Origin of the sequence: Roseateles sp. PN1, from assembly GCF_038419725.1 — a bacterium.
GTDB lineage: Bacteria > Pseudomonadota > Gammaproteobacteria > Burkholderiales > Burkholderiaceae_C > Paucibacter_A.
Genome location: NZ_JBCARA010000004.1, coordinates 341,984 through 366,319, shown reverse-complemented (window position 1 = coordinate 366,319; position 24,336 = coordinate 341,984). Strand labels below are relative to the sequence as shown.

23 protein-coding genes are annotated in these 24,336 nt (G+C 59.9%); 3 read left to right on the top strand and 20 right to left on the bottom strand.

Translation table 11 applies throughout. The features are described from left to right. Positions 1-34: 34 nt before the first annotated feature. From phoB to pstS, 6 genes are all read right to left on the bottom strand, one after another. On the bottom strand, positions 35-736 hold the full coding sequence (gene phoB, locus AABB87_RS08825; protein ID WP_058719435.1) for a phosphate regulon transcriptional regulator PhoB: 702 nt from the start codon (positions 734-736) through the stop codon (positions 35-37). Positions 737-876: 140 nt separating this feature from the next. Then, positions 877-1,584 (bottom strand): phosphate signaling complex protein PhoU, encoded by a 708-nt coding sequence (gene phoU, locus AABB87_RS08820; RefSeq protein WP_341970874.1) that lies wholly within the window; start codon positions 1,582-1,584, stop codon positions 877-879. 84 nt (positions 1,585-1,668) lie between these two features. Further along, positions 1,669-2,454 (bottom strand): phosphate ABC transporter ATP-binding protein PstB, encoded by a 786-nt coding sequence (pstB, locus tag AABB87_RS08815; protein WP_058719433.1) that lies wholly within the window; start codon positions 2,452-2,454, stop codon positions 1,669-1,671. A gap of 15 nt (positions 2,455-2,469) precedes the next feature. Further along, positions 2,470-3,363, bottom strand: a complete 894-nt coding sequence (gene pstA, locus AABB87_RS08810) for a phosphate ABC transporter permease PstA (protein ID WP_341970873.1) — start codon at positions 3,361-3,363, stop codon at positions 2,470-2,472. Continuing rightward, on the bottom strand, positions 3,360-4,373 hold the full coding sequence (gene pstC / locus AABB87_RS08805; RefSeq protein ID WP_341970967.1) for a phosphate ABC transporter permease PstC: 1,014 nt from the start codon (positions 4,371-4,373) through the stop codon (positions 3,360-3,362). The genes pstA and pstC overlap by 4 nt, the downstream gene beginning before the upstream one ends. Positions 4,374-4,508: 135 nt before the next feature. Continuing rightward, positions 4,509-5,549 (bottom strand): phosphate ABC transporter substrate-binding protein PstS, encoded by a 1,041-nt coding sequence (gene pstS, locus AABB87_RS08800; RefSeq protein ID WP_341970872.1) that lies wholly within the window; start codon positions 5,547-5,549, stop codon positions 4,509-4,511. A 128-nt stretch (positions 5,550-5,677) separates the two neighbouring features. Between pstS and AABB87_RS08795 the strand changes: the two genes are divergently transcribed. Further along, entirely contained in the window at positions 5,678-6,256 is a 579-nt protein-coding gene (locus AABB87_RS08795; protein ID WP_341970871.1) for a fasciclin domain-containing protein, read from the top strand. 141 nt (positions 6,257-6,397) lie between these two features. On the opposite strand, the gene glmM is transcribed toward AABB87_RS08795, so the two are convergent. The 4 genes from glmM to AABB87_RS08775 all read right to left on the bottom strand — a co-directional run bounded on the left by glmM (position 6,398) and on the right by AABB87_RS08775 (position 11,470). Further along, positions 6,398-7,729 (bottom strand): phosphoglucosamine mutase, encoded by a 1,332-nt coding sequence (glmM, locus tag AABB87_RS08790; RefSeq protein WP_341970870.1) that lies wholly within the window; start codon positions 7,727-7,729, stop codon positions 6,398-6,400. Positions 7,730-7,786: 57 nt separating this feature from the next. Continuing rightward, the gene (gene folP / locus AABB87_RS08785) at positions 7,787-8,626 is read right to left on the bottom strand and encodes a dihydropteroate synthase (protein WP_341970869.1); all 840 of its coding nucleotides are present in this window, start codon (positions 8,624-8,626) and stop codon (positions 7,787-7,789) included. A gap of 62 nt (positions 8,627-8,688) precedes the next feature. Next, complete coding sequence (gene ftsH, locus AABB87_RS08780) at positions 8,689-10,593, bottom strand: ATP-dependent zinc metalloprotease FtsH (RefSeq protein WP_058719427.1); 1,905 nt, start codon at positions 10,591-10,593, stop codon at positions 8,689-8,691. Positions 10,594-10,789: 196 nt separating this feature from the next. Next, a complete protein-coding gene (locus AABB87_RS08775) occupies positions 10,790-11,470 on the bottom strand; it encodes an RlmE family RNA methyltransferase (protein ID WP_058719426.1) in 681 nt (226 codons plus the stop codon). A gap of 20 nt (positions 11,471-11,490) precedes the next feature. Between AABB87_RS08775 and AABB87_RS08770 the strand changes: the two genes are divergently transcribed. Continuing rightward, positions 11,491-11,967 carry a YhbY family RNA-binding protein gene (locus AABB87_RS08770; RefSeq protein ID WP_058719425.1) on the top strand — a complete coding sequence of 159 codons (477 nt, stop codon included), beginning with the start codon at positions 11,491-11,493 and terminating at the stop codon, positions 11,965-11,967. A gap of 139 nt (positions 11,968-12,106) precedes the next feature. On the opposite strand, the gene AABB87_RS08765 is transcribed toward AABB87_RS08770, so the two are convergent. The 5 genes from AABB87_RS08765 to AABB87_RS08745 form a co-directional block, all read right to left on the bottom strand. After that, positions 12,107-12,529, bottom strand: a complete 423-nt coding sequence (locus AABB87_RS08765; RefSeq protein WP_341970868.1) for a DUF4149 domain-containing protein — start codon at positions 12,527-12,529, stop codon at positions 12,107-12,109. Between the two features lie 13 nt (positions 12,530-12,542). Then, the gene (gene greA, locus AABB87_RS08760) at positions 12,543-13,019 is read right to left on the bottom strand and encodes a transcription elongation factor GreA (RefSeq protein WP_058719423.1); all 477 of its coding nucleotides are present in this window, start codon (positions 13,017-13,019) and stop codon (positions 12,543-12,545) included. A gap of 84 nt (positions 13,020-13,103) precedes the next feature. Next, positions 13,104-16,370 carry a carbamoyl-phosphate synthase large subunit gene (carB, locus tag AABB87_RS08755; protein ID WP_341970867.1) on the bottom strand — a complete coding sequence of 1,089 codons (3,267 nt, stop codon included), beginning with the start codon at positions 16,368-16,370 and terminating at the stop codon, positions 13,104-13,106. A gap of 13 nt (positions 16,371-16,383) precedes the next feature. Continuing rightward, a complete protein-coding gene (gene carA, locus AABB87_RS08750; protein WP_341970866.1) occupies positions 16,384-17,544 on the bottom strand; it encodes a glutamine-hydrolyzing carbamoyl-phosphate synthase small subunit in 1,161 nt (386 codons plus the stop codon). Between the two features lie 260 nt (positions 17,545-17,804). Continuing rightward, positions 17,805-18,209: a GlcG/HbpS family heme-binding protein gene (locus tag AABB87_RS08745; protein ID WP_058719421.1), complete on the bottom strand. Its 405-nt coding sequence runs from the start codon at positions 18,207-18,209 to the stop codon at positions 17,805-17,807. Positions 18,210-18,367: 158 nt separating this feature from the next. On the opposite strand from AABB87_RS08745, the gene AABB87_RS08740 reads away from it, so the two are divergent. Then, positions 18,368-19,063 carry a Bax inhibitor-1/YccA family protein gene (locus tag AABB87_RS08740; RefSeq protein ID WP_058719420.1) on the top strand — a complete coding sequence of 232 codons (696 nt, stop codon included), beginning with the start codon at positions 18,368-18,370 and terminating at the stop codon, positions 19,061-19,063. 159 nt (positions 19,064-19,222) lie between these two features. Here the strand turns inward: AABB87_RS08740 and rlmD are convergent, their stop codons facing one another. From rlmD to surE, 5 genes are all read right to left on the bottom strand, one after another. Beyond that, positions 19,223-20,587 (bottom strand): 23S rRNA (uracil(1939)-C(5))-methyltransferase RlmD, encoded by a 1,365-nt coding sequence (rlmD, locus tag AABB87_RS08735; RefSeq protein WP_341970865.1) that lies wholly within the window; start codon positions 20,585-20,587, stop codon positions 19,223-19,225. A 54-nt stretch (positions 20,588-20,641) separates the two neighbouring features. Continuing rightward, positions 20,642-21,685, bottom strand: coding sequence for an RNA polymerase sigma factor RpoS (gene rpoS, locus AABB87_RS08730; RefSeq protein ID WP_445944850.1), 1,044 nt, complete (start codon positions 21,683-21,685; stop codon positions 20,642-20,644). A gap of 26 nt (positions 21,686-21,711) precedes the next feature. Next, positions 21,712-22,596, bottom strand: a complete 885-nt coding sequence (locus tag AABB87_RS08725) for a peptidoglycan DD-metalloendopeptidase family protein (RefSeq protein WP_341970863.1) — start codon at positions 22,594-22,596, stop codon at positions 21,712-21,714. 154 nt (positions 22,597-22,750) lie between these two features. Then, positions 22,751-23,569, bottom strand: a complete 819-nt coding sequence (locus tag AABB87_RS08720) for a protein-L-isoaspartate(D-aspartate) O-methyltransferase (protein ID WP_445944849.1) — start codon at positions 23,567-23,569, stop codon at positions 22,751-22,753. After that, positions 23,566-24,315 carry a 5'/3'-nucleotidase SurE gene (gene surE, locus AABB87_RS08715; RefSeq protein ID WP_341970862.1) on the bottom strand — a complete coding sequence of 250 codons (750 nt, stop codon included), beginning with the start codon at positions 24,313-24,315 and terminating at the stop codon, positions 23,566-23,568. The genes AABB87_RS08720 and surE overlap by 4 nt, the downstream gene beginning before the upstream one ends. Between the last annotated feature and the right edge of the window lie 21 nt (positions 24,316-24,336).

The following is a 24,336-nucleotide window of genomic DNA, read 5'->3' as shown; positions in this document are numbered from 1 at the left end:
TTCCGGTTGATTGTTGAACGAAGGCCTTGCGGCCTTAGGCTTGCAAGGCGCTGAGTTGCTGGGTCAGGCGGTAACCCGCACCTCGCACGGTCTCGATCATGCGGGCGCAGTTGACGCGCTCCAAGGCCTCCCGCAAACGCTTGACATGCACGTCAACCGTACGCTCTTCGATGAACACATGGTCACCCCAGACGCGGTCCAGCAATTGCGAGCGACTGTGCACCCGCTCAGGATGGGTCATGAGGAAATGCAGAAGGCGGAATTCGGTCGGACCCAGCTTCACTTCCGAGCCTTCGCGGCTGACCCGGCGCGTGCCCGGGTCAAGATTGAGGCCACCAATTTCCACCTGCGAATCCAGCGCCTCGGGCGCCTTGCGACGCAGCACGGCACGAATCCGCGCCAGCAATTCATTGGTCGAAAACGGCTTGGTCAGGTAGTCATCAGCACCTGCGTCAAGACCTGACACCTTGTCGGTCTCTTCGGCGCGGGCGGTCAGCATGATGATGGGCAATTCCTTGGTGCGCGGCGCACCGCGCCACTGGCGGGCCAATGCCAAGCCGGATTGGCCCGGCAACATCCAGTCCAACACCACCAGGTCAGGCAGCACCCGGTCCACTTCATATTGGGCTTGGTCGGCGCTTGCCGCGATCGTGACCTCGAAGCCCGCATGACGCAGGTTGATCGAAATCAGTTCGGCAATCGCCGACTCATCTTCCACCACAAGAATACGGCTCATTGCGATTCCTTCAATTACTCTAGGCTTGCTGCTCAGACGAGCACGAAACCACACTCACCGGCGCGGGCCTCATCGAGGCCTGGGGCGAACTTGACTTTGCATGCAGAGGGGCCATGGCTCAAACCGCCATGGCAGCGAAATCAGCGGACCATGGTCTCAACGGCTTCCGGCGTGTTGTGACGCACGTCGGTGCCCTTGACTACGTAGATGATCACTTCGGCCAGGTTCTTGGCATGGTCACCAACGCGCTCGATGGCCTTGGCAACAAACACCATGTCAATGGCGGAAGAGATGGTGCGCGGATCTTCCATCATGTAGGTGATCAGCTTGCGCATCAGGCCGTCGAACTCTTTGTCGATCTGGTCATCTTGCTTGAGTACCTCGATCGCACGTTCCACATCCAGACGGGCAAACGCGTCCAGCGCCTTGCGCAGCAGCGCAATCGCCAGCTCTGCCTCAAAAGCCAGGTCAGACATGGGCAAACGCAGGCGGCTGGAAACACCCGAATTGATCAGGCGCTGCACCGTGCGTGCAACACGCGCGGCCTCATCGCCCACGCGCTCGAGATTGGCGATGGTCTTGGAGATCGCGATCAGCAGGCGCAGATCACGTGCGGTGGGCTGGCGTCGCGCGATGATGCTAGACAGATCGCGGTCAATTTCCACTTCCATCGCATTGACCTGCTCTTCTTGCTTGAGCACGGCGCTAGCGATTTCGCTGCTGAAGGAGGTCAGGGCCAGCACAGCTTGTGCCACCTGCGATTCCACCAAGCCGCCCATTTCCAACACTCGGGTGGAAATGCCGCTCAGCTCGGCGTCGAATTGCGTGGAGAGATGTTTGTCACTCATGGCGAGTTCTCTTTTCAATTGTCGAGGCCCGATGGGCTGGCCTCAGTCCCTATTCAGATTCAAGCGCTTGGCTTGTTTGACGCGTCAGCCGAAACGTCCGGTGATGTAATCCTCGGTGTCCTTGCGCTTGGGCTTCATGAACAACTCGGCTGTGGGGCCGAACTCGATCAGGTCACCCAGGTACATATACGCCGTGTAGTCCGAGCAACGCGCCGCTTGCTGCATGTTGTGAGTCACGATGGCGACCGTGTAGTCGTTTTTCAATTCGTGAATCAACTCTTCGATCTTGCCAGTGGAGATCGGGTCCAAGGCCGAGCAAGGCTCGTCCAGCAACAAGATCTCGGGCTTGATCGCGATGCCGCGAGCAATGCACAAGCGCTGCTGCTGACCGCCGGACAGGCCAGAACCGCTCTGGTTCAGCTTGTCTTTGACTTCATTCCACAGCGCTGACTTTTTCAGCGCCCACTCCACGCGCTCGTCCATCTCGACGCGCGGCAGGGTTTCGAACAAACGCACGCCAAAGGCGATGTTGTCGTAGATGGACATCGGGAAAGGCGTGGGCTTTTGGAAGACCATGCCGATCTTGGCGCGGATCAGGGAAACATCGTCCTTGCTGGTCAGAATGTTCTGGCCATCAAGCAAGATCTCACCTTCGGCGCGCTGGTCCGGGTAGAGCTCAAACATGCGGTTGAGCGTGCGCAGCAAGGTGGACTTGCCGCAACCCGAGGGGCCGATGAAGGCGGTGACCTTCTTCTCTGGGATGTCCAGATTGATGTTCTTCAGGGCAAGGAAATTGCCGTAATAGAAGTTCAGATTGCGTACCGAGAGCTTGGCCCGCTCGGTCACGGGCATTTCAACTTTGGCGTCCATGATGTGATGTTCCGCTCAGTGCTTGTTCTTGAAGAGGATGCGCGCCAGGATGTTCAGCAGCAGCACGCCAATGGTGATGATGAAAACGCCTGCCCAAGCCAGCTTCTGCCAGTTTTCATAGGGGCTCATGGCGAACTTGAAGATGGTGACAGGCAGGCTTGCCATGGGCTGGCTCATGTCCGCCGTCCAGAACTGGTTGGACAGGGCCGTGAACAGCAACGGCGCCGTCTCACCCGAGATTCGGGCCAGAGCCAGCAAGATGCCGGTCAGCACACCCGCACGGGCTGCCTTCAGCGTGACGGACATGATGACCTTCCATTTCGGCGTACCCAAAGCGTAAGCCGCTTCGCGCAAGGCGTTGGGGATCAGGCTCAACATGTTCTCGGTCTGGCGGATCACCACCGGCATCACGATCAGCGCCAGGGCCAGCACACCGGCAAAACCGGAGAATGAGTGCATGCGGGCGACGATCAGGCCGTAGATGAACAGGCCAACCACGATGGAGGGCGCGGACAGCAAGATGTCGTTGATGAAACGCACCGCGCTGCCCAGCCAAGTCTTCTGGCCATACTCAGCCAAATAGATGCCGGCCAGGATGCCCACTGGCGTGCCCAGTACAGTTGCCAGACCCACCATCATGAAAGAGCCGTAGATGGCATTGGCCAAGCCGCCGGTTTCTGCCAGTGGCGGTGGGGTCATCTCGGTGAAGGTGGCCAGACTCAAGCCGCCAACACCCAAGCGCACCGTTTCAAACAGAATCCACAACAGCCAGAACAGGCCGAAGGCCATAGAGGCCAGGGCCAAGCTCAGCGCGATGGCATTGACGCGCTTGCGCTTGCGGTGCATGGCCAGACGCTTGCCATCCAGGCCCAGGGAAGACGTCGACGCCACAGTCGTAATGGTGCTCATGTGCGCGTTCCTTCATTCTTCTTCAAGCGCGACAACAGGATCTTGGAACAAGCCAGAACCACAAAGGTGATGAAGAACAGCACCAGACCCAGATAGATCAAGGACGCTTGGTGCAGGCCCTCGCCGGCTTCGGCAAACTCATTCGCCAATGCCGAGGTGATGCTGTTAGCGGCCTCGAAGACCGACAGCGAATTGAGTTGATTCATATTGCCGATGACGAAGGTCACCGCCATGGTCTCGCCCAGGGCACGGCCCAGGCCGAGCATGATGCCGCCCATCACACCGGTCTTGGTGTAAGGCAAGACAACACGCCACATCACCTCCCAGGTGGTAGCGCCCAGGCCGTAAGCCGATTCCTTCAACATGGCCGGCGTGACTTCGAACACATCACGCATCACCGCGGCGATGAAGGGGATGATCATGATGGCCAAAATGATGCCGGCCGACAAAATGCCGATACCGACCGGCGGGCCAGACACCAGGGTGCTGAAAAACGGCACGCCTTCGAGCAGCTTTTGCAGCGGCTGCTGCACATAGGTCGCCAAAATCGGGCCAAAAACCAGCAGGCCCCACATGCCGTAAACAATCGACGGCACGGCGGCCAACAACTCAACGGCGACGCCCAGAGGCCGCTTGAGCCAGTTGGGCGACAACTCGGTCAGGAACAAGGCAATACCAAAACTGACCGGCACGGCGATGAACAAGGCGATGAAGGAGGTCATCAAGGTACCGTAGATCATCACCAGGCCACCGAACTTCTCCTGCACCGGGTCCCATTCACTGGTCCACAAAAAGCTCAGGCCGAATTCGCGAATGGCCGGCATCGCGCCGATCAGCAGCGAAATGATGATGCCAACCAGCAAAGCCAGGGTCAGCCAGGCTGCGCCGTGAGCCAGAAGTGAAAAGACGGTGTCAGCCCACGGCGCAACCGCGCGCCGCGTTGGCGGACTGCTTCTGGGCTGAGTCTTTTCAACCTCAGCGCTGGAATCAAACTTGTTGGCTGGGAGTATTGCGGCCACGGGGCCTCCGCATGCTAGTGCGTTGATGATGGAGAAATTGCGCTTTGCTGACGCAAGAACATCCGAGTCAACTGCACTGAGTCAACCCGGATTGTGTCTAGAGACCAAATGGCCTTTGGACTTTGATTACTTGAAGCTGATGGCCTTGCCGGAAGCGTCCTTGAGATTGTCGGCCCACTGCTTGCGCACCAGATCCTTCACAGCGGCGGGCAGCGGCACATAGTCGAGCTCATCAGCCGTCTTGTCGCCACTGGCGTAAGCCCAGTCAAAGAACTTCAAGGTGGCGGCCGCAGAAGCTGGCTTGTCTTGCTTCTTGTGCATCAGGATGAAAGTGGCGCCGGTGATGGGCCAGCTGTCTTTGCCAGCTTGCTCGGTCAGCACTTGGTAGAAGCTCTTGGACCACTCAGCACCAGCAGCAGCGGCCTTGAAGGCTGCATCGCTAGGCGCCACGAAAGCACCCGACTGGTTCTTCAGCAGAACGTGAGACATCTTGTTTTGCTTGGCGTAGGCGTACTCGACATAACCAATCGAGTTGGGCAGGCGCTGAACGTAGGAGGAAACGCCTTCGTTGCCCTTGCCACCGGCACCAGTAGGCCAGTTGACAGCGGTGCCCTCACCGACCTTGGCCTTCCACTCGGCATTCACCTTGGACAGATAGTTGGTGAACAAGAAGCTGGTACCCGAACCGTCAGCACGGCGCACCACGGCAATGGTGGTATCCGGCAGCGGCACGCCCGGATTCAGGGCGGTCAAAGCCGCGTCATTCCACTTGGTGATCTTGCCCAGATAGATGTCACCCAACACGGTGCCAGTCATACGAACTTGACCAGGCGTGATGCCCTTGATATTGAGCACCGGCACCACACCGCCAATGACGGTGGGGAATTGGATCATGTCGTCCTTGGCCAGGTCTTCGTCTTTCAGCGGCGCATCCGAGGCTCCGAAGTCAACGGTCTTGGCCTTGATTTGCTTGATGCCAGCACCCGAACCCACCGATTGGTAGTTGATACGGACGCCGCTGGCCTTGTTGTAAGAATCGGCCCACTTGGCATAGATTGGTGCCGGGAAGGAGGCACCAGCACCCGTGACATCCTGTGCATGCACCAAGGGCAGCATGGCCAGGGTGGCAGCGAGGACAACACCAGCGCGGACTTGAGCAAACTTCATATGCGACCTATCACTCTCAGGGTTAACGATGGGGTGGATGCTATGACTTAAATATGACACCCACGTGACACACGCCTCGACCACAGGGAATTCGCCCGCAATATTACAGGTAATGACGGAGTCACATAGTGTTCATTGAACTGTCACATTCGATGCCTAAGCTGATGCTGATGTATCCATCCACCTCACCCTACTCTGGAGCTTCGATGAAGTTGAATACCGCACGCCGGGCATTGGCAATTTGCAGCGCAGCCGCACTCGTTCTTGGCCTGAGCGCTTGCGCCACACCCGCCCCAACCCCAGTCTCTCTGGCCGAAACTGTAGCCCGTACGCCCCAACTCAGCACCTTCAGCCAATTGATTGAGCAAGCTGGACTGAAAGCCGAGCTGAACGCAGCCGGCCCGCTGACCGTGTTCGCCCCGAGCAACGAGGCGTTCAAGGCCGTCCCCGCTAAGACGATGGAAGCGCTGAATCAGAATCCAGCGCAGTTGAAGGTCGTGCTGAACTACCACCTGGTGGCCGGCAAGCTGGCAGCCGCCGACATCAAGAATGCCAACGTCACGACACTGAATGGCGCCACCGTCGCAACCGCACGCGCCGGCAGCTTTGTGACGATTGAAGAGGCTCTGGTTCAGGACGGCGAACTGAGCGCCAGCAATGGTGTTGTGCACGTGATCGACCGCGTGCTGACACCTCCAAAGAAGTAAGGCACGAGATCAAGGCGGACCACAAGAGTCCGAGCCTGTAGAAAAGCCCCGGTAGGTCTGGCCTGCCGGGGCTTTTTCATTTGGCTGTGGCTAGTTCAAGCCAGTCCCGGCGCCCGCGCCGAGCAGGCAGCTAGGCAATCGTCAGGCATTCACAGCCTTGACCAAGCGTTCGGCACATTGCTTAGCTACGAGCGCATCACTGGCCTCCACCATGACCCGCAGCAAAGGTTCCGTGCCCGATGCGCGAATCAGCACCCGGCCGCGCGAACCCAGCTCAGAGGTCACCTCGGCCTGCTCACGAGCCAAGTGGGCATTGCTCTTCCAATCCTGGCCGGCTTGCAAGCGCACATTGATCATGGTCTGCGGGAACAAGGTGACCGGCGCCAACTGCTCAGCCAATGACTTGCCGGTGCGGCTGACCGCCTGCAAGATCAGCAAGGCACTGACAATGCCGTCACCGGTGGTGTGCTTGTCCAGCGCCAACAAGTGGCCGCTGCCCTCGCCGCCCAACTCCCAGCCTCGCGCCGCCAATTCCTCCAGCACATAACGGTCACCCACCTTGGCGCGCACGAAATCAACATCCAGCGCCTTGATGGCCAATTCAACCGCCATATTGGTCATCAAGGTACCCACGGCGCCCGGCACCCGCAAACCTTGGCCGAGCCGATCAGCCACCATCACATACAGCAACTCGTCGCCGTTGTAGAGGCGCCCCTCGGCATCAACCAACTGCAGCCGGTCGGCGTCACCATCCAGCGCTACACCGTAATGCGCGCCATGCTCCCTGACCGCCTGCACCAAAGCCGCCGGAGAAGTGGCACCAAAACCCGCGTTGATGTTGAAGCCGTCCGGGCTGCAGCCGATGGAAATCACCTCGGCGCCGAGTTCATGAAAAACGTCCGGGGCCACGTGGTAAGCCGCGCCATTGGCCGCATCCACCACAATCTTCAAGCCCTTGAGGGTCAGGTCTGAACCAAAGCTGTTCTTGCAGAACTCGATATAACGACCGCGCGCATCAGTGATGCGGCGAGCCCGGCCCAAATTAGCCGAATCGATCCAGGTGGGCGCATCTTCCAGCGCCGCTTCAACAGCCAACTCCCAAGCGTCGGGCAGCTTTTCGCCCTTGGAGGAGAAGAACTTAATGCCGTTGTCGGCAAAGGGGTTGTGCGATGCGCTGATCACCACACCCAGATCCTGCCGCAGGGCGCGTGTCAAATAGGCCACCCCAGGCGTGGGCAAAGGGCCAGTCAACTGCACATCCACGCCGGCGGATGCAAAGCCAGCCTCCAGGGCAGATTCGATCATGTAACCCGAAATACGGGTGTCCTTGCCAATCAAAACACTTGGCCGGCCGCCTTGCTTGCGCAAGACCTGACCTACGGCATGACCCAAGCGCAACATGAAGTCAGGAGTAATGGGGCCTTGACCCACAGTGCCGCGAATGCCATCGGTTCCAAAATACTTGCGAGTCATGAAAAACGAACTCCTGATTGATTTGAACCTATTGTCAGCCAAGATTGAGGCGCCACTTCAGCCCTCCCCCTTCTGGGTGGCAGCTTGAAACACTTTGACTGCGTCCACTGTGGCAGCCACATCATGAACCCTGAGCACGGCCGCGCCGCGCGCCATTGCCAGCACCGCAGCCGCCACACTGGCGGGCTGACGCTGATCAACTGAACGCCCCGTCACATCACCCAATGACCGTTTGCGAGACCAGCCCACGAGCAGCGGATAGCCGAGACCGAGCAGTTCAGCCTGCCGCGCCAACATGTCAAAGTTCTGCGGCGTCGTTTTGGCAAAGCCGTAGCCTGGATCCAGGACGATGCGCGTAGCCGCGACGCCAACAGCCCGCAAAGCCTCGGCCCTAGATTTCAAAAACTCAGCCACTTCGACAACCACATCGACATAGTCGGTGAGTTGCTGCATGGTGCTCGAGTCCCCGCGCATATGCATGGCACACAGGCCCACGGATGCATTCGCCGCTACCAGTTGCATGGCATCAAGAGATTGAAAAGCATGGATGTCATTGAGGATATCGACACCGAGCTCCAGCGCTCGCGCCATCACCTCTGGCTTCCAGCTATCCAAGGACACAGGAACGCCCATGCTCAGCGCAGCCCGCAGGACTGGGGCGACTCGTGCCCACTCCTCCTCGGCGCTGAGCACCTGAGCGCCAGGACGGCTCGACTCTCCACCGATGTCCAGGATGTCAGCCCCCTCCGCGAGCAACTGCTCGCAATGCGCAATGGCCTGTGCCGCATCGCCATACTGCCCACCGTCCGAAAAAGAGTCCGGCGTGACATTGACGATGCCCATCACGCGTGGGCTGCTCAGATCAATTTGAAATCGTGTGGTTTGCCAAAAGCTCATCGGGAATAAAAAAGGGCTAGTCCCGGAAGACCAGCCCTTTTGAGTTCGTTCAAAGAAAATTATCAGGCCGCAGCGGGTGCGCTGTCGGTATTGACCGGCGGTGGTGTGCCGTCGGACTTGCCACCACTTGGGGTTGTCCAATCCTTAGGAGGACGCGGCGGCTTGCCGCTCATGATGTCGTCGATCTGATCAGCATCGATCGTCTCGTACTCGAGCAAGGCCTTGGCCATGGCGTGCATCTTGTCTTGATTCTCTTCGATCAAGTGACGCGCAATGCCGTATTGCTCGTCGATGATGCGGCGGATCACAGAGTCCACCTTGCGCATGGTTTCTTCGGACATGCTGGTCGTCTTGGTGACCGAGCGACCGAGGAAAACTTCACCTTCGTTTTCCGAGTACACCATCGGGCCCAGCTCATCGGTCATGCCGTAGCGCATCACCATATCGCGAGCGATCGAGGTGGCACGCTCAAAGTCGTTCGACGCGCCAGTGGTCATTTGGTTCATGAACACTTCTTCGGCGATACGGCCACCGAACAGCACCGAGATGGTAGAGAGCATGCGCTCCTTGTCCAGGCTGTAGCGATCGCCTTCAGGCAGCTGCATGGTCACGCCGAGGGCACGGCCACGCGGAATCACAGTGACCTTATGCACTGGATCGGTCTTGGGCATCAGGCGAGCCACCAGCGCATGACCAGCTTCGTGGTAAGCCGTGTTCTTGCGCTCCTCTTCCGGCATGATCATGGACTTGCGCTCGGGGCCCATCATGATCTTGTCCTTGGCCTTCTCGAAGTCGAGCATCTCGACCACACGGCCACTGCGGCGAGCCGCAAACAGCGCTGCTTCGTTGACCAGATTGGCCAAGTCAGCACCGGAGAAACCAGGCGTACCGCGCGCCAGGATGTCGGCACGAATGTCCTGACCGACCGGCACCTTGCGCATATGCACATTGAGGATCTGCTCGCGGCCACGCACGTCCGGCAGGGTCACATAAACCTGACGGTCGAAACGACCGGGACGCAGCAAAGCGGGATCAAGAATGTCGGGCCGGTTGGTGGCCGCCATCACGATCACACCCAGATTGGTCTCGAAGCCGTCCATCTCCACCAGCATCTGGTTGAGAGTCTGCTCACGTTCGTCGTTACCACCGCCCAGGCCAGCACCGCGATGACGACCGACCGCGTCGATTTCGTCCACGAAGATGATGCAGGGTGCGCTTTTCTTCGCTTGCTCGAACATATCGCGCACGCGGGCAGCACCCACGCCGACGAACATCTCGACAAAGTCAGAACCTGAGATTGAGAAGAAAGGCACCTTGGCCTCGCCAGCAATCGCCTTGGCCAACAAGGTCTTGCCGGTACCCGGAGGGCCGACCAGCAGCACGCCGCGCGGAATCCGGCCGCCGAGCTTTTGGAACTTCTGCGGATCCTTCAGGAAGTCGACCAACTCCTTGACCTCTTCCTTGGCCTCATCGCAGCCGGCCACATCGGCAAAGGTCGTGGTGTTGTTCGCCTCATCAAGCATGCGCGCCTTGGACTTGCCGAAGCTGAAAGCTCCGCCTTTGCCGCCGCCTTGCATCTGGCGCATGAAGTAAACCCAAACGCCGATCAAGAGCAGCATGGGACCCCAGCTGATCAACATATTGACCAGAAAGGAAGGCTCTTCACGCGGCTTGACATCAAACTTGACGCCAGCAGCGCGCAAGTCGCCTACCAGACCACGGTCCAGATAGGTGGCCGTGATGCGCAGCTTCTTGCCATCATTGGTTTCCGCCAAGATGTCAGTACCAGCGCCGCCCTCTTGCAAGGTCACGGACTTGATGCGGTGCGCCTGAACTTCATCGAGAAATTCCGAATATCCAAGCTGATTGCCTTGGCTTGCACCTCGATCGAACTGCTTGAAGACAGTGAACAGCACCAAGGCGATCACTATCCAAACAGCTACCTTCGAGAACCACTGATTGTTCACCGCGACTCCTTCATTCAATTCGGCCCAGCTGCACTCGTTGCAGCCATGTGCACGGCATATGGGGTTGATTCTATTGCAGTCAAGGCCCTGAGCTGCTTTTGCTTAGGCCCGGCATTTGTCAGGCATTACCGCGATTACCGCTCTGCGCCCACTGCGGGGCCATTCCGGCATTCAAACCCAAGATACACACCCAAGTTCAGGGCCGCGGCGCCTTCAGGCCAATGCCGATCAGAAAGGTCTCTGAGGACCGATCCCGCGAGGCCTTGGGCTTGATGGGCTTGACCTTTTTGAAGGTGGCCTTGAATTGCTCCAACAGCTGCGTGTAACCGCTGCCGTGGAAGACCTTGGTGACCAAGGCGCCTTCAGGCTTCAGGTGGCGTTGCGCGAAATCAATGGCCAATTCAACCAAGCCAGCGATCCGCGCAGCATCGACGTTTTCAATACCCGACAGATTGGGGGCCATGTCCGAAACAACAAGATCCACGGCCCGCCCGGCCAGCGTATCTTCCAGCGCCTTCAAACATTCTTCGTCTTGGAAGTCGCCCTGCAGGAACTGCACGCCCTCAATTGGCTCACAAGGCAGCAGGTCCAAGGCGATGATGGTGCCGTTCAACTGCCCAACCGCCGCACCACCCACACCCGCCACCGTGGGGGCGAAACAACGGCGCAGATACTGGCTCCAGGCGCCTGGGGAAGCCCCGAGATCCACCACCACTTGGCCAGGGCGAATCAGCTTGAGCTCCTCGTCAATCTCCTTGAGCTTGTAAGCGGCGCGGGCACGGTAACCATCCCGCTGCGCCATCTTGACGTAGGGATCATTGATGTGATCATGCAACCACGTCTTATTAAGTTTTTTGCTTTTTGTCTTGATCTTCATGTTGCACGGATAATACGCGTATGCCTGCGATTCAATTGAACCCTGCCCAGCGCAAGGAAAAACGTTCCGAAGCCCATCACCTCGACCCCGTCGTGATGATTGGCTCGGATGGACTAACCCCGGCCGTGGTGAAAGCCACTGACGCCGCCCTGAACTCTCACGGCCTGATCAAGGTCCGCGTGTTCTCGGATGACCGAGCAAACCGCGAGAGCATTTTTGCCTCCTTGTGCGGCGAGCTCAATGCTGCGCCGATTCAGCACATCGGCAAGCTGCTGGTCATCTGGCGCCCGATCCCCGAAAAGGCGGATGACGAGCGCGAAGCTGGCGGCAAGGGCGCTCCCCGTGTTGTCAAGATCGTCAAGTTCTCCAAGAGCGGCAACCATCGCCCGCAAATGAAGAAATTGCGCGTTCTCGGCAATGAGCGGGTCGCTCAAGGTGGTGAGATCAAGCGCGCCAAGCGCCGCATCACCAGCGTCAAGAAAATGGCGCAAGACTGAGTCTGAACAGGCAAGCCAAACGGCTTGCCTTGTCTGCCTCAAGCCGCCAAACCGGGCCGTCCGAGTGATCTGGCCCGGCTAAATTCAGGCACAAAGCCTTCAGCATTCGAACCGGGCCACAGGGCCTCAACGGACCCGATCAGTTCTTGCTGACTCGCCAAGCCAAGGCCAAGACCAGCAAAGTCTTGAGCCCGTAAAACCCCAGCGACACGCTGTGCAAGGCCATGAATGACCATGTGCCCTGCCCGGCTTTGGCCGCAGCCATCATGGGCTGCAAGGCGTAATAGCCAGCCACCGTGCAGAACAGCGCACCCGCCGGCAAAAAGAAATTGGCCGACAAGGCCGGGCCGCCACCGTCGCGCGCCATGCGGCGCTCCATCAGCATCAGCAACATCGCTGCCGCCAGGCTGATGGCCGCTTCCTTCTCAAACAATTTGGCCACTACCAAGCCGGCCTGCGCGCGCTCAAGCGCATCAAATGCGCTTGGTGCCGCCACCATGGCCACCGCCAAGAGCAGGCCACCCCACAAGGCAGCCAGCAGGACGCGTGAGCGACTCAGCATGGAGCGGCGCGACTCAAACGTAGCGCACCTCGACCACTTCGTAACGCTTGACGCCACCAGGCGCCATCACGTCAGCCACATCACCGGCCTCTTTGCCGATCAAGGCGCGCGCGATTGGGGAGCTGATCGAAATCTTGCCCAGCTTCAGGTCCGCTTCATCGTCACCCACGATCTGGTAGGTAACCTCGGCGCCGCTGGCCTCTTCTTCGAGCAAGACCGTCGTACCGAAGACGATGCGACCACCGGCATCCACTGTCGCGGGATCGATGATCTGCGCGGCAGCCAACTTGCCTTCGATTTCGAGAATGCGGCCTTCGATGAAGCCTTGCTTGTCTTTGGCCGCCTCGTACTCGGCGTTTTCGGACAAATCGCCCTGCGCACGCGCTTCGGCGATCGCGTTGATCACCGCATGCCGCTCGACACTTTTGAGTCGATGCAGTTCTTCTTTGAGCTTCTCAGCGCCGAATGTGGTGAGGGGGATGGTGGCCATAGTTGTAAACCTTGAAAGACAAAATGAATCCGCCGCTGCGGCTCCAAGCTGGAGCCGCGGCGGCGGAGTTCGTTGGTGCGGAGTTTAGACCAGTTCGGCGTGCAACTCTTGCAGGGATTGCACCAGCAAGCCGTCTTGGTGCTTCATGCCTTCCACGGCGGCTTCGCAGCCGGCCATGGTGGTGTAGTAAGTCACGCGGGCAGCCAGGGCTGCTTGACGGATGTGGCGGCTGTCAGCAATCGCGGTACGAGTCTCATCCACGGTGGTGAACACCAGCTGAATCTCGCCGCCCTTGATCATGTCGACAATGTGCGGGCGGCCATCCTTGACCTTGTTGACCACACGCACTGGCACGCCAGCCTCGGCCACTGCCGCTGCCGTGCCCTTGGTCGCCACCACGCCGAAGCCCAGGGCATGCAGATCCTTGGCCACGGCCACGGCGCGTGCCTTGTCGGCATTCTTCACCGTGATCAGCACATTACCTTGGCGCGGCAGGCGCGAACCAGCACCCAGCTGGCTCTTCAACATCGCTTCACCGAAGGTGCGGGCAGCGCCCATCACTTCGCCGGTGGAACGCATCTCGGGGCTCAGGATGGGATCCACGCCCGGGAACTTATTGAATGGGAAGACGGCTTCCTTGACGCTGAAGTAAGGCGGAATCACCTCGGCAGGAACGCGACCCAAACGATCCTTCTGGTCCTTGAGCTTCTGGCCCGCCATGCAGCGCGCGGCGATCTTGGCCAGTTGCTGGCCGGTGGCCTTGGAAACGAAGGGCACTGTGCGCGAGGCACGCGGGTTCACTTCCAGCACATAGACCGTGGCGCCTTCCAAGCCGCCAGTGACGTCACCTTGAATGGCGAATTGCACATTCATCAGGCCCACCACCTTCAGGGCGCGAGCCATGGCCGCCGTTTGGCGACGCAACTCGTCCTGCAGGGCCACCGACAGGGTGTAAGGCGGCAGCGAGCAAGCCGAGTCGCCGGAGTGGATACCAGCGGCTTCGATGTGCTCCATGATGCCGCCAATCATCACATCGGTGCCATCACTGATGCAGTCGGCATCAACTTCAACAGCGTCTTCCAAGAAGCGATCCAGCAGCACCGGCGACTTGTCGGAGACACGTACCGCTTCGCGCATATAGCGCTCGAGGTCCTTGTCGCCGTGCACGATTTCCATCGCGCGGCCGCCCAGCACATAGCTGGGGCGCACCACCAGCGGATAGCCGATTTCATTGGCCAGGGCCACAGCCTGGTCTTCGGTACGTGCAGTGCGATTGGGCGGCTGCTTCAGGCCCAGCTCGTGCAGCAGCTTCTGGAAGCGCTCACGGTCTTCGGCCATGTCGATGCTGTCGGGCGTGGTGCCGATGATGGGCACGCCGTTAGCTTCCAGGTCCAGGGCCAGCTTCAAAGGCGTTTGGCCACCGTACTGAACGATCACGCCGACGGGCTTTTCCTTCTCGACGATTTCCAGCACGTCTTCCAGCGTCACCGGCTCGAAGTAGAGGCGATCCGAGGTGTCGTAGTCGGTCGACACGGTCTCGGGGTTGCAGTTGACCATGATGGTCTCGTAACCGTCTTCGCGCATGGCCAAGGCGGCGTGAACGCAGCAGTAGTCGAACTCAATACCTTGACCGATACGGTTCGGGCCACCGCCCAGCACCATGATCTTCTTGTTGTTCGTCGGCTCGGCTTCGCACTCTTCCTCGTAGGTCGAATACATATAGGCCGTTTCGGTCGAGAACTCGGCCGCGCAGGTATCCACCCGCTTGTAGACCGGGCGCACGCCCAGCGCATGACGGGCACGGCGCACATCGTGCTGATTGCTGGCCAAGAGCTTACCCAGACGCTTGTCCGAGAAGCCTTTCTTCTTCAGCAGCCGCATTTCGTCCACCGACAGCGAAGCCAGCGCGCGACCAGCCAGCGATTGCTCGATCTGCACCAGTTGCTCGATTTGCGCCAGGAACCAGGGGTCGATGGCCGTCTCTTCAAACACTTCGGCTTGGCTCAGCCCGAGGCGGAAAGCATCCGCCACGAACAGAATGCGCTCAGGGCCGGGCTCGCCGATCTCTTGCACGATTTCTTCGCGGTCGGTGCTGCGCTCGGTCAGGCCGTCAATGCCGGTTTCCAAGCCACGCAGGGCCTTCTGGAAGCTTTCCTGGAAGGTGCGGCCCATGGCCATCACCTCACCCACCGACTTCATCTGCGTGGTCAGACGCGAATCGGCCATCGGGAACTTCTCGAAGGCGAAACGCGGGATCTTGGTGACCACATAGTCGATGCTGGGCTCAAACGACGCCGGGGTCACGCCGCCGGTGATGTCGTTGCGCAGCTCGTCCAGGGTGTAGCCCACGGCCAGCTTGGCGGCGATCTTGGCGATCGGGAAACCGGTGGCCTTGGAGGCCAGTGCCGAGGAACGCGAGACGCGCGGGTTCATCTCAATCACGGTCATGCGGCCGTTCTTGGGATTGATCGAGAACTGCACATTCGAGCCACCCGTGTCCACGCCGATTTCGCGCAAGATGGCGATGGAGGCATTGCGCAGCAGTTGGTACTCTTTGTCGCTCAGGGTCTGAGCCGGCGCCACGGTGATGGAGTCACCGGTATGCACGCCCATGGGGTCCAGGTTTTCGATCGAGCAGACGATGATGCAGTTGTCTTTGCTGTCGCGCACAACCTCCATCTCATACTCTTTCCAACCGATCAGCGACTCTTCGATGAGCAGCTCATTGGTGGGCGAGAGATCCAGGCCGCGCTTGCAGATTTCCTCGAATTCCTCGGGGTTGTAGGCAATACCGCCGCCAGTGCCGCCCAGCGTGAAGCTGGGGCGGATGACCATCGGGAAGCCAGTGCCACCGATCTCGGCGGTGATGCGCTTTTGCACCGCCAGCGCCTCTTCCATCGAGTGCGCAATGCCAGACTTGGCCGAGTCCAGGCCGATCTTGGTCATCGCATCCTTGAACTTCAGGCGGTCTTCGGCCTTCTCGATCGCCTTCTCATTGGCGCCGATCATCTCGACGTTGTACTTGGCCAGCACACCATGCTTGTGCAGATCCAGCGCGCAATTCAGCGCAGTCTGACCACCCATGGTGGGCAGCACCGCATCGGGCCGCTCCTTGGCGATGATCTTCTCGACCACTTGCCAGGTGATGGGCTCGATATAGGTGACGTCGGCCGTGTCGGGGTCGGTCATGATGGTGGCAGGATTGCTGTTCACCAAAATGACTTTGTAGCCCTCTTCGCGCAAAGCCTTGCAGGCCTGGGCGCCGGAATAGTCGAACTCACAAGCCTGGCCGATGATGATGGGGCCAGCGCCGATGATGAGGATGCTCTTGATGTCTGTACGTTTTGCCATAGTCTTTACTCCATCAAGCCTTCGCCATCAGACTGATGAAGCGATCAAACAAATACGAAATGTCATGCGGGCCGGGGCTGGCTTCCGGGTGACCCTGGAAGCAGAAGGCCGGCTTGTCGGTGCGAGCCAAGCCTTGCAGCGTGCCGTCAAACAAGCTGATGTGGGTGGCGCGCAGATTGGCAGGCAGGTCTTCCGCCACCACCGCAAAACCGTGGTTCTGGCTGGTGATGGAGACGCGGCCGTTGTCCAAGTCCTTGACCGGATGGTTGGCACCATGGTGGCCAAACTTCATCTTGAAGGTCTTAGCACCTGAGGCCAGCGCCATGATCTGGTGGCCTAAGCAAATGCCGAAGGTCGGGATGCCGGCTTCGATCAACTCAGCCGCCGCCTGAATCGCGTAATCGCAGGGCTGCGGGTCGCCGGGGCCGTTGGACAGGAACACACCATCGGGCTCCATGCCGAACACCACCGAGGCTGGCGTTTGCGCCGGCACCACCGTGATCTTGCAACCGCGCGAAGCCAGCATGCGCAAGATGTTGCTCTTCACGCCGAAGTCATAAGCCACCACATGGAAGCGGGGCTGGGCCTGCTCGCCGTAGCCCTTGCCCAGGGTCCATTCGGTCTGCGTCCAGGCATGCGTCTTTTCGGTGCTGACCACCTTGGCCAAATCCTGGCCGGCCATGCTTGGCGCGGCTTGAGCCAGCGACACGGCTTGGGCGATCAATTCCGGCGTGATGGCCACGCCCAACGGCAAGGCCATGATGCAGCCGTTTTGCGCGCCGGTGGTGCGCAGCAGACGGGTCAGACGGCGGGTATCGATATTGGCAATCGCCACCGTGCCTTCATCCTGCAAGTACTGACCCAGACTACGGGTCTCGCGGAAGTTGGACGACAGCAGAGGCAATTCTTTGATGATCAAACCAGCGGCATGGATCTTCGAGGCCTCGACATCCTCGTCGTTGACGCCGTAGTTGCCGATGTGCGGATACGTGAGGGTCACGATCTGCCGGCAGTAGCTCGGGTCAGTGAGGATTTCTTGGTAGCCGGTCATGGCGGTGTTGAACACCACCTCACCGACAGTGTGGCCAGCAGCGCCGATGGCGCTGCCTTTGAAGACCGTGCCGTCTGCCAGGGCGAGAATCGCGTGGGGGGTATGGAGCAGATCGGACAGCACGGGGGACTCCGGTAGAGTGCGCGCCCAGCTCTGCTCATCGACTTGGCGCACCGCACATCGCACATCGCGCATCGTGGTGGCAAGAAGTGACCTGAGTCCGGTGAAGAAACTGGTTTGAGTTTCGCTGGAGGCGGTAGGTTGCGGGTAAACCTGCTAAGTATACCCGACCAGGGTTATCACCAGTCGCTACACAAAACTTTTGACCCGCATGTGACAAGAATTACCAGCTTGCCACCCACCACCGAACCACCGCCGATCGCTCAGTTCAGCGCCGCAATACCTGCGCGTGCGATCTGCGCATCTTCCGTGGATTTGACCCCGCTCACGCCGACGGCGCCAACGCATTGCCCGTCCACCAGAATCGGCACGCCACCTTCCAGCAAGCCATTCAAGCCAGGCGCGCTCAAAAACGAAACGCGGCCTTGGTTGATGATGTCTTCGTAAATCTTGGACTCGCGCCGACCCAGTGCCGAGGTATGGGCCTTGGCTGGGGCAATCTGGGCCGAAATAGCCGCGGCACCATCCAGGCGCTGCAGCCACAGCAGATGGCCACCATCATCAACAATGGCAATGCTGACTGCCCACTGATGGGCCAGCGCTTCCGCTTCGGCGGCCGCGGCGATCAGCTTGACTTCAGCCATGGAAAGATAGGGCTTTTGCTTCATGGGATTGATTTTGTGAGTGAAGGCCCCACTTTAGCTTGTCAGGGCCGATGCCCAAGCGCCACCTACGCCAGCCAAACAGGCTACAGTCGCGGCAGTTGCCGCATGGCTGGGACCGATGCCCGCCTCGGCAGCTTTGAACTAATTTTCGGAGGACTGTGATGAACGAAACCCTACAAACCCAATACGGCGGCACCGCCGGCGCTGGCATGGCGCTAGAGCGCCAACGCGTGTTGCGCAATACCTATTGGCTGCTGGCCTTGTCCATGGTGCCCACTGTGCTGGGCGCCTGGGTGGGCGTTTCCACCGGCATCATGGCCGCCATGGGCACAGGCATGAGCATGATCGTGTTCTTTGCCGGCGCCTTCGGCCTGATGTTCGTGGTTGAGAAGACCAAGAACAGCAGCACCGGCGTTTACGCCCTGCTGGCTTTCACCTTCTTCATGGGATTGATGCTTTCGCGCCTGCTGGCAAGCATTCTGGGCTTCAGGAACGGCAGCAGCCTGATCATGATGGCCTTCGGCGGCACCGGCGCCATCTTCTTCGCCATGGCCTCGCTGGCCACGGTGATCAAGCGCGACCTGTCCGGCATGGGCAAGTTCTTGTTCGTCGGCGCCATCATCTTGCTGGTGGTGGGCGTGGTGAACATCTTCTTGCAGTCTTCAGCCCTGATGCTGACCATGTTGGCCCTGTCCATGGCCGTCTTTTCTGCCTTCATGCTCTACGACATCAAGCGCGTGATTGATGGCGGCGAGACCAACTACATCTCGGCCACGCTGGCAATCTACTTGGACATCTACAACGTGTTCCAGAGCCTGTTGTCCCTGCTCGGCATCTTCGGCGGCGAACGCGATTGATGACCCTCCCCCGTAGGCGCTGACGCGCCACCCCCTCAAGGGGGCGAACCCGATGGACCGGCAAAGCCGGATCCATGGGCTCCACCTGATGGCGCACCCGCTTCGCGGCGCATAAAGAAACAAAGGGCCCTCGGGCCCTTTGTTCGCTTCAGACCCGGCTCAATTGCCAGAGTCGAGTTCAAACACCGCAATGCTCTCGACATGCGAGGTGTGCGGGAACATATTCACCGCACTGGCCGCCGTGCAGCGGTAGCCCGCCACATTGACCAGCAAGCCCGCGTCGCGCGCCAGAGTGCTCGGATTGCAACTGACGTAAACAATCCGCTTGGGAGGCTGCCAGCCAGGTGCCAGGCTCGGGTCAAGCGCAATATCAGCCACCGCCTTAGCCAAGGCGAAAGCACCATCACGCGGCGGGTCCACCAGCCATTTATCGGCCACGCCGTCGGCCGCGAGCAAGGCGGGCGTCATCTCGAACAAATTGCGCGCCTCGAAACTCGTCTTCTCCGCCAAGCCGTTGGCTCGGGCATTCTCGCGCGAGCGCTGCACCAAGGTCTCGCTGCCTTCGATGCCCAGCACCTCGCGCGCCTTGGTGGCCAGGGGCAAAGTGAAATTGCCCAAGCCGCAGAACCAGTCGATCACCCGCTCATCCTTCTGCACATCCAGCAGGCGCAGCGCACGGCCGACCAAGACGGCGTTGATATGGGGATTCACCTGCGTGAAGTCGGTCGGCTTGAAGGGCATCACCACGCCAAACTCAGGTAGGCTGTAGGCCAGTTGCGCCCCGCCCTCGTCCAGCAAATGCACTGTGTCCGGCCCTTTGGGCTGCAACCACCACTGCACATCATGCTTGGCCGCAAAGTCGCGCAAGCGGGCCTTGTCCGCATCAGGCAGGGGATTGAGGTTGCGCAGCACCAGCGCAATCACCGAGTCACCCATCGCCAATTCGATTTGCGGCAGACGGTCACGCTCATCCATGCTGGCGATCAATTCACGCAGCGGCATCAATAAATCACTGACGCGCTGCGGCACCACCTTGCAGACCTGCATATCCGCCACATAGCGGCTCTTGCGCTCATGAAAGCCGATCAGGACCTGCGCCTTCTTGGGCACATAGCGCACCGAGAATCGCGCGCGGTAGCGATAGCCCCAGGTTGGCCCTTCAATGGGTCGCAACAAGGTTTCGGCCTTGACCTTGCCCAAGTGCCAGAGGTTGTCCTCCACCACCCGCTGCTTGACGGCCACTTGCGCACCCGCGTGAAGGTGCTGCATCTTGCAGCCCCCGCAGGCCCCGGCATGCAAGCCAAAGTGCGGGCAACCGGGCGTGACGCGCTGCGAGCTTTCATGCCGCATCGCCGTCATCGTGCCCTGTTCCCAGCTATTTTTCTTGCGGCCGGTAGTGACCTGAACCTCTTCACCGGGCAATGCGCCCTCGATGAAAACCACCTTGCCATCCGTTTTGTGGGCCACGCCCTGCGCGTCGAGGTCGATGGATTCGACCTTGAGCCATTCTGAATCTTGAATCATGGGCGCGATTATCCCAGGCTCCGCAAAGCCCACGCGCGCGGCGGCCGCCCCGACCTAAAAAATCGAATCGCGATCGATGCCGTGGCGCATCATGTTGCGCTTGAGCTTAGCCAGGGCTTCAATCTGAATTTGCCGAATACGCTCACGTGTCAGATGCAAGCGGGTGGCCAACACATCCAAGGTTTCAGGCTCACGGTCAGCCAAACCAAATCGCCCAGCCAAGACCTCGCGCTCGCGCTCGCTCAAGGCCGCCAAGCCGTGCGAGACCAAGTCCTCCAACTCATGACTGAGTCGAAGGCCAAGCGGATCGATGGCCTGCTCATCCGCCACCAGATCCATCATGGACTCACCTCCCTCGCCATTGCGATCAACGGGAGAGTCCAGCGAACTCGGCAGTTCGGCGTAGGACAGCAACTCGGCCACATCTTCCACCGGCCGCCCGACCGCGGCGGCCACGTCTTCAACCCGCACCTTGGCCTCGACACCATGCTGGCTTTGCACCGCCTCCAGCGCGCGCCGGGCCTTCAAGACCTGATTGAGTTCGCGCACGATGTGCACAGGCAAGCGCACCAAGCGCGCCTGATGCATCAGCGCACTCTCGATGCTCTGGCGTATCCACCAGCTTGCATAAGTCGAGAAACGAAAACCCCGCTCAGGCTCGAACTTGCCGATGGCATGCATCAAACCGAGGTTGCCCTCCTCGATCAAATCACTCATCGGCAGGCCGCGGCCCAGATAGTTTTTGGCGATGCTGACGACCAAGCGCAGGTTGTGCTTGATCATGGCCTGGCGCGCAGCAAAGCTGCCTGTACGCGCCTCCAATGCAGTAGCGTATTCGTCTTCCGGGCTCAGCAAAGGGGTGCGGCGAATATCGCGCAAATATGCCTGCAAGGCATTGCCGGGATCCGCCTCGGCATCGAACTCGCCGGCGTGACCGTTCAGGGCTGTAGGAGGTTTGGCCAACCCTTCTTCATCCGACGTTGCGTCGGACGACGCAGCATGGGAGGCCTCCCCCTCCAATGCGCCTAATGCAGCATCAATGGCAAAGGGCGCATGACCAGCAGAGGACCTTGATGATGGTGCGTCAGCATGTTTCATGACGCCTCACCCCAAGCCTTGCGCGTTCAGCGGCTAGGCAAAACTCTCGCTGGATCGAGCAATTTGCCTTGGCGGCGAATCTCGAAGTGAAGCTTGACCTGATCTGCATCGCTAGACCCCATCTCGGCTATCTTCTGCCCCTTGCGCACAACTTGATCATCCTTGACCAGCAAGGCTTGGTTGTGGGCATAAGCACTGAGGTAGCCAGCATTGTGCTTAATGATGATCATCTGACCATAGCCCCGCAAGCCCGAGCCAGCATACATGACCCGGCCATCGGCGGCAGCCAAAACTGCATCGCCCGCCTTGCCATTAATGTCCAAGCCCTTGTTGTTGCGAGCCTCATCAAAGCTGGTGATCACGCTGCCTGAAGCAGGCCAAGCCCAGCTGATGTCGTCCTCTTCGATCTTAGCCGGCGCTGTCGCGGAAGCGGGATTGGATGCAGGCGCCGAAGCCGCAGCCGTCGCTGGCGTCTTGGCATCCAGCGGGCGCGTTTCCACCTTGGCCGAAGACACGGGCCGGATGCTGACCGATGCAGCATCCACACCCGGCTGCACCACGCGAAGGACCTGGCCAACTTCGATCACATTGGGATTGTCCAAGCCGTTCCACTTGACCAGATCGCGCCAGCTCTGTCCGTTCTCCATCCCGATGCGAATCAGGTTGTCGCCGGGCTTGACGGTGTAATAGCCGGGCTTGCCTGCATTCTCAATGCCGGGCAGGGGCTTCACATCACTGGTTGCAGGCGCAGGCACAACTGCCGCGGCACCCGCAGTCGGCTTGCCGGATTTGACCGGTGTGCGGTCCTCTACCGGGGCCTTGTTCAGGCTGGTGCCGCAAGCGGACAGCAAGGCCAACAAGCCAGCCGACAGCAGCGAGAGAGAGATGCGGGAGAGAGAGTTCTTTTGCATGCGTTGATTCGCTGACTGATTCAGTGAAAGTTCAGAAGCCGATTGGGGTGCGTTCAATGCTGCATTTTCATGCCAGACCCAAACGATCAAGGACGAGGACTGAGAGCGACGACCGATGCGATTAAGCCAAACGGCATGGCCCTGCCCCAGCGACTCACAACACGCCAGATTTTAATGGCACGAAGTGGACGGCCTCGTACTCGCTGCGCACAAAGCGGCTGATTCCTGCATCAACCAGATGATCCACCACCACCAGCACCTGACCCTGCCCACCTGGCGCCACCATGGGCGCAACCAAACGGCCACCCGGCGCCAACTGGGCTAGCCAAGCGGGCGGCAAATCATCCCCCCCTGCAGCGGCAATGATGCTGTCAAACGGTGCACCACCCGGATGGCCCAAGCGGCCATCACCGTAAATCAAACGAATCTGACTCAGACGCAGCGCTTGCAAATTGGCATGAGCCTTGTCGTGCAAGGGCCGCAATCGCTCGATCGACACCACCTGCCGCGCCAGGCTCGCCAAAACCGCCGCCTGGTAACCGCAGCCGGTGCCGATCTCCAAGACTCGGCCCAAGGAACCAAGTTGCCGAGCGGCACCGCCACCAAACAAAATAGCAATCATGCGACCCACGACCGATGGCTTGGAAATCGTCTGGCCATGACCGATCGGCAAGCTGGTGTCTTCATAGGCCTGGATCGCCAAGGCGCTGTCGACGAACTCATGCCGAGGCACTTCGGCCAGCGCTTGCAACACGCGCTCGTCCTGCAAGCCCGCCTGCTGGAGGCGCTGCACCATGCGGCGCCGCACATGCTGTGAATCCATGCCTAAGCCGCTGGGCGGCGCCAAACGGGCTGCGTCGGCAGCGGCTTCGCGCAGATGACGCTGCGGCATCAGAACTTCGCGCGAACTATTACCCAGGGATTTTTGCAAACCCGCCGGGAAGCGCTGCGGCTTATTGGCCGGCGTTGTCATGCCTCTTGACCGAGGCGCGCCGCCCACTCCGGCAACACGGCGTGATGGGTCAGATCCACTTGCAAGGGCGTGATCGACACTTCGCCTGCCGCCGTGGCGTGAAAGTCGGTGCCGGCGCCGGCCTCACGGGCATCACCCGCCGGGCCGATCCAGTAAATCGTCTCGCCGCGCGGGCTTTGTTGCCTGATTACCGGCTCGCTGGCATGGCGGCGCCCCAAGCGCGTCACACGCCTGGGCAAGCTCAGCGCATCGGCCCGGTTCGGAATATTCACGTTGAGCAAAAAGGCCTTGTCCAAGCCACCTTGAATGACTTGCTCCACCACTTGGCGGGCCAGCGCGGCGGCGACATCCAAATGACCCCAGCCCTTCTCAACTTGAGAGAATGCAATCGAGGGGATGCCAAAAAGATAACCCTCAGTTGCAGCGGCAACCGTCCCCGAATAAAGCGTGTCATCGCCCATATTGGCGCCGTTATTGATGCCCGAGAGCACCAGATCGGGTTTGTAGCCGAGTAAGCCGGTCAGCGCCACATGCACGCAGTCCGAAGGCGTGCCATTGACGTAGCGAAAGCCATTGGCCGCGCTGAACACCGAGAGCGGCCGCCCCAGCGTGAGCGAGTTAGACGTCCCACTGGCGTTCTGCTCGGGGGCGATCACTTCGATCTGACCCAAACCTTCACAAGCCTTGACCAAAGCATGTAGCCCGGGAGCAAGGTATCCGTCGTCGTTGGCGATAAGTATGCGCATGGCGGCATTGTAGGCACGCCG

What these genes read in the sequence shown, in the direction of transcription:
- phoB (WP_058719435.1), bottom strand. Translation starts at nt 736, where the DNA reads ATGAGCCGTATTCTTGTGGTGGAAGATGAGTCGGCGATTGCCGAACTG.
- phoU (WP_341970874.1), bottom strand. Translation starts at nt 1,584, where the DNA reads ATGAGTGACAAACATCTCTCCACGCAATTCGACGCCGAGCTGAGCGGC.
- pstB (WP_058719433.1), bottom strand. Translation starts at nt 2,454, where the DNA reads ATGGACGCCAAAGTTGAAATGCCCGTGACCGAGCGGGCCAAGCTCTCG.
- pstA (WP_341970873.1), bottom strand. Translation starts at nt 3,363, where the DNA reads ATGAGCACCATTACGACTGTGGCGTCGACGTCTTCCCTGGGCCTGGAT.
- pstS (WP_341970872.1), bottom strand. Translation starts at nt 5,549, where the DNA reads ATGAAGTTTGCTCAAGTCCGCGCTGGTGTTGTCCTCGCTGCCACCCTG.
- glmM (WP_341970870.1), bottom strand. Translation starts at nt 7,729, where the DNA reads ATGACTCGCAAGTATTTTGGAACCGATGGCATTCGCGGCACTGTGGGT.
- folP (WP_341970869.1), bottom strand. Translation starts at nt 8,626, where the DNA reads ATGAGCTTTTGGCAAACCACACGATTTCAAATTGATCTGAGCAGCCCA.
- AABB87_RS08775 (WP_058719426.1), bottom strand. Translation starts at nt 11,470, where the DNA reads ATGAAGATCAAGACAAAAAGCAAAAAACTTAATAAGACGTGGTTGCAT.
- AABB87_RS08770 (WP_058719425.1), top strand. Translation starts at nt 11,491, where the DNA reads ATGCCTGCGATTCAATTGAACCCTGCCCAGCGCAAGGAAAAACGTTCC.
- AABB87_RS08765 (WP_341970868.1), bottom strand. Translation starts at nt 12,529, where the DNA reads ATGCTGAGTCGCTCACGCGTCCTGCTGGCTGCCTTGTGGGGTGGCCTG.
- greA (WP_058719423.1), bottom strand. Translation starts at nt 13,019, where the DNA reads ATGGCCACCATCCCCCTCACCACATTCGGCGCTGAGAAGCTCAAAGAA.
- carB (WP_341970867.1), bottom strand. Translation starts at nt 16,370, where the DNA reads ATGGCAAAACGTACAGACATCAAGAGCATCCTCATCATCGGCGCTGGC.
- AABB87_RS08745 (WP_058719421.1), bottom strand. Translation starts at nt 18,209, where the DNA reads ATGAAGCAAAAGCCCTATCTTTCCATGGCTGAAGTCAAGCTGATCGCC.
- AABB87_RS08740 (WP_058719420.1), top strand. Translation starts at nt 18,368, where the DNA reads ATGAACGAAACCCTACAAACCCAATACGGCGGCACCGCCGGCGCTGGC.
- rlmD (WP_341970865.1), bottom strand. Translation starts at nt 20,587, where the DNA reads ATGATTCAAGATTCAGAATGGCTCAAGGTCGAATCCATCGACCTCGAC.
- rpoS (WP_445944850.1), bottom strand. Translation starts at nt 21,685, where the DNA reads ATGAAACATGCTGACGCACCATCATCAAGGTCCTCTGCTGGTCATGCG.
- AABB87_RS08725 (WP_341970863.1), bottom strand. Translation starts at nt 22,596, where the DNA reads ATGCAAAAGAACTCTCTCTCCCGCATCTCTCTCTCGCTGCTGTCGGCT.
- AABB87_RS08720 (WP_445944849.1), bottom strand. Translation starts at nt 23,569, where the DNA reads ATGACAACGCCGGCCAATAAGCCGCAGCGCTTCCCGGCGGGTTTGCAA.
- surE (WP_341970862.1), bottom strand. Translation starts at nt 24,315, where the DNA reads ATGCGCATACTTATCGCCAACGACGACGGATACCTTGCTCCCGGGCTA.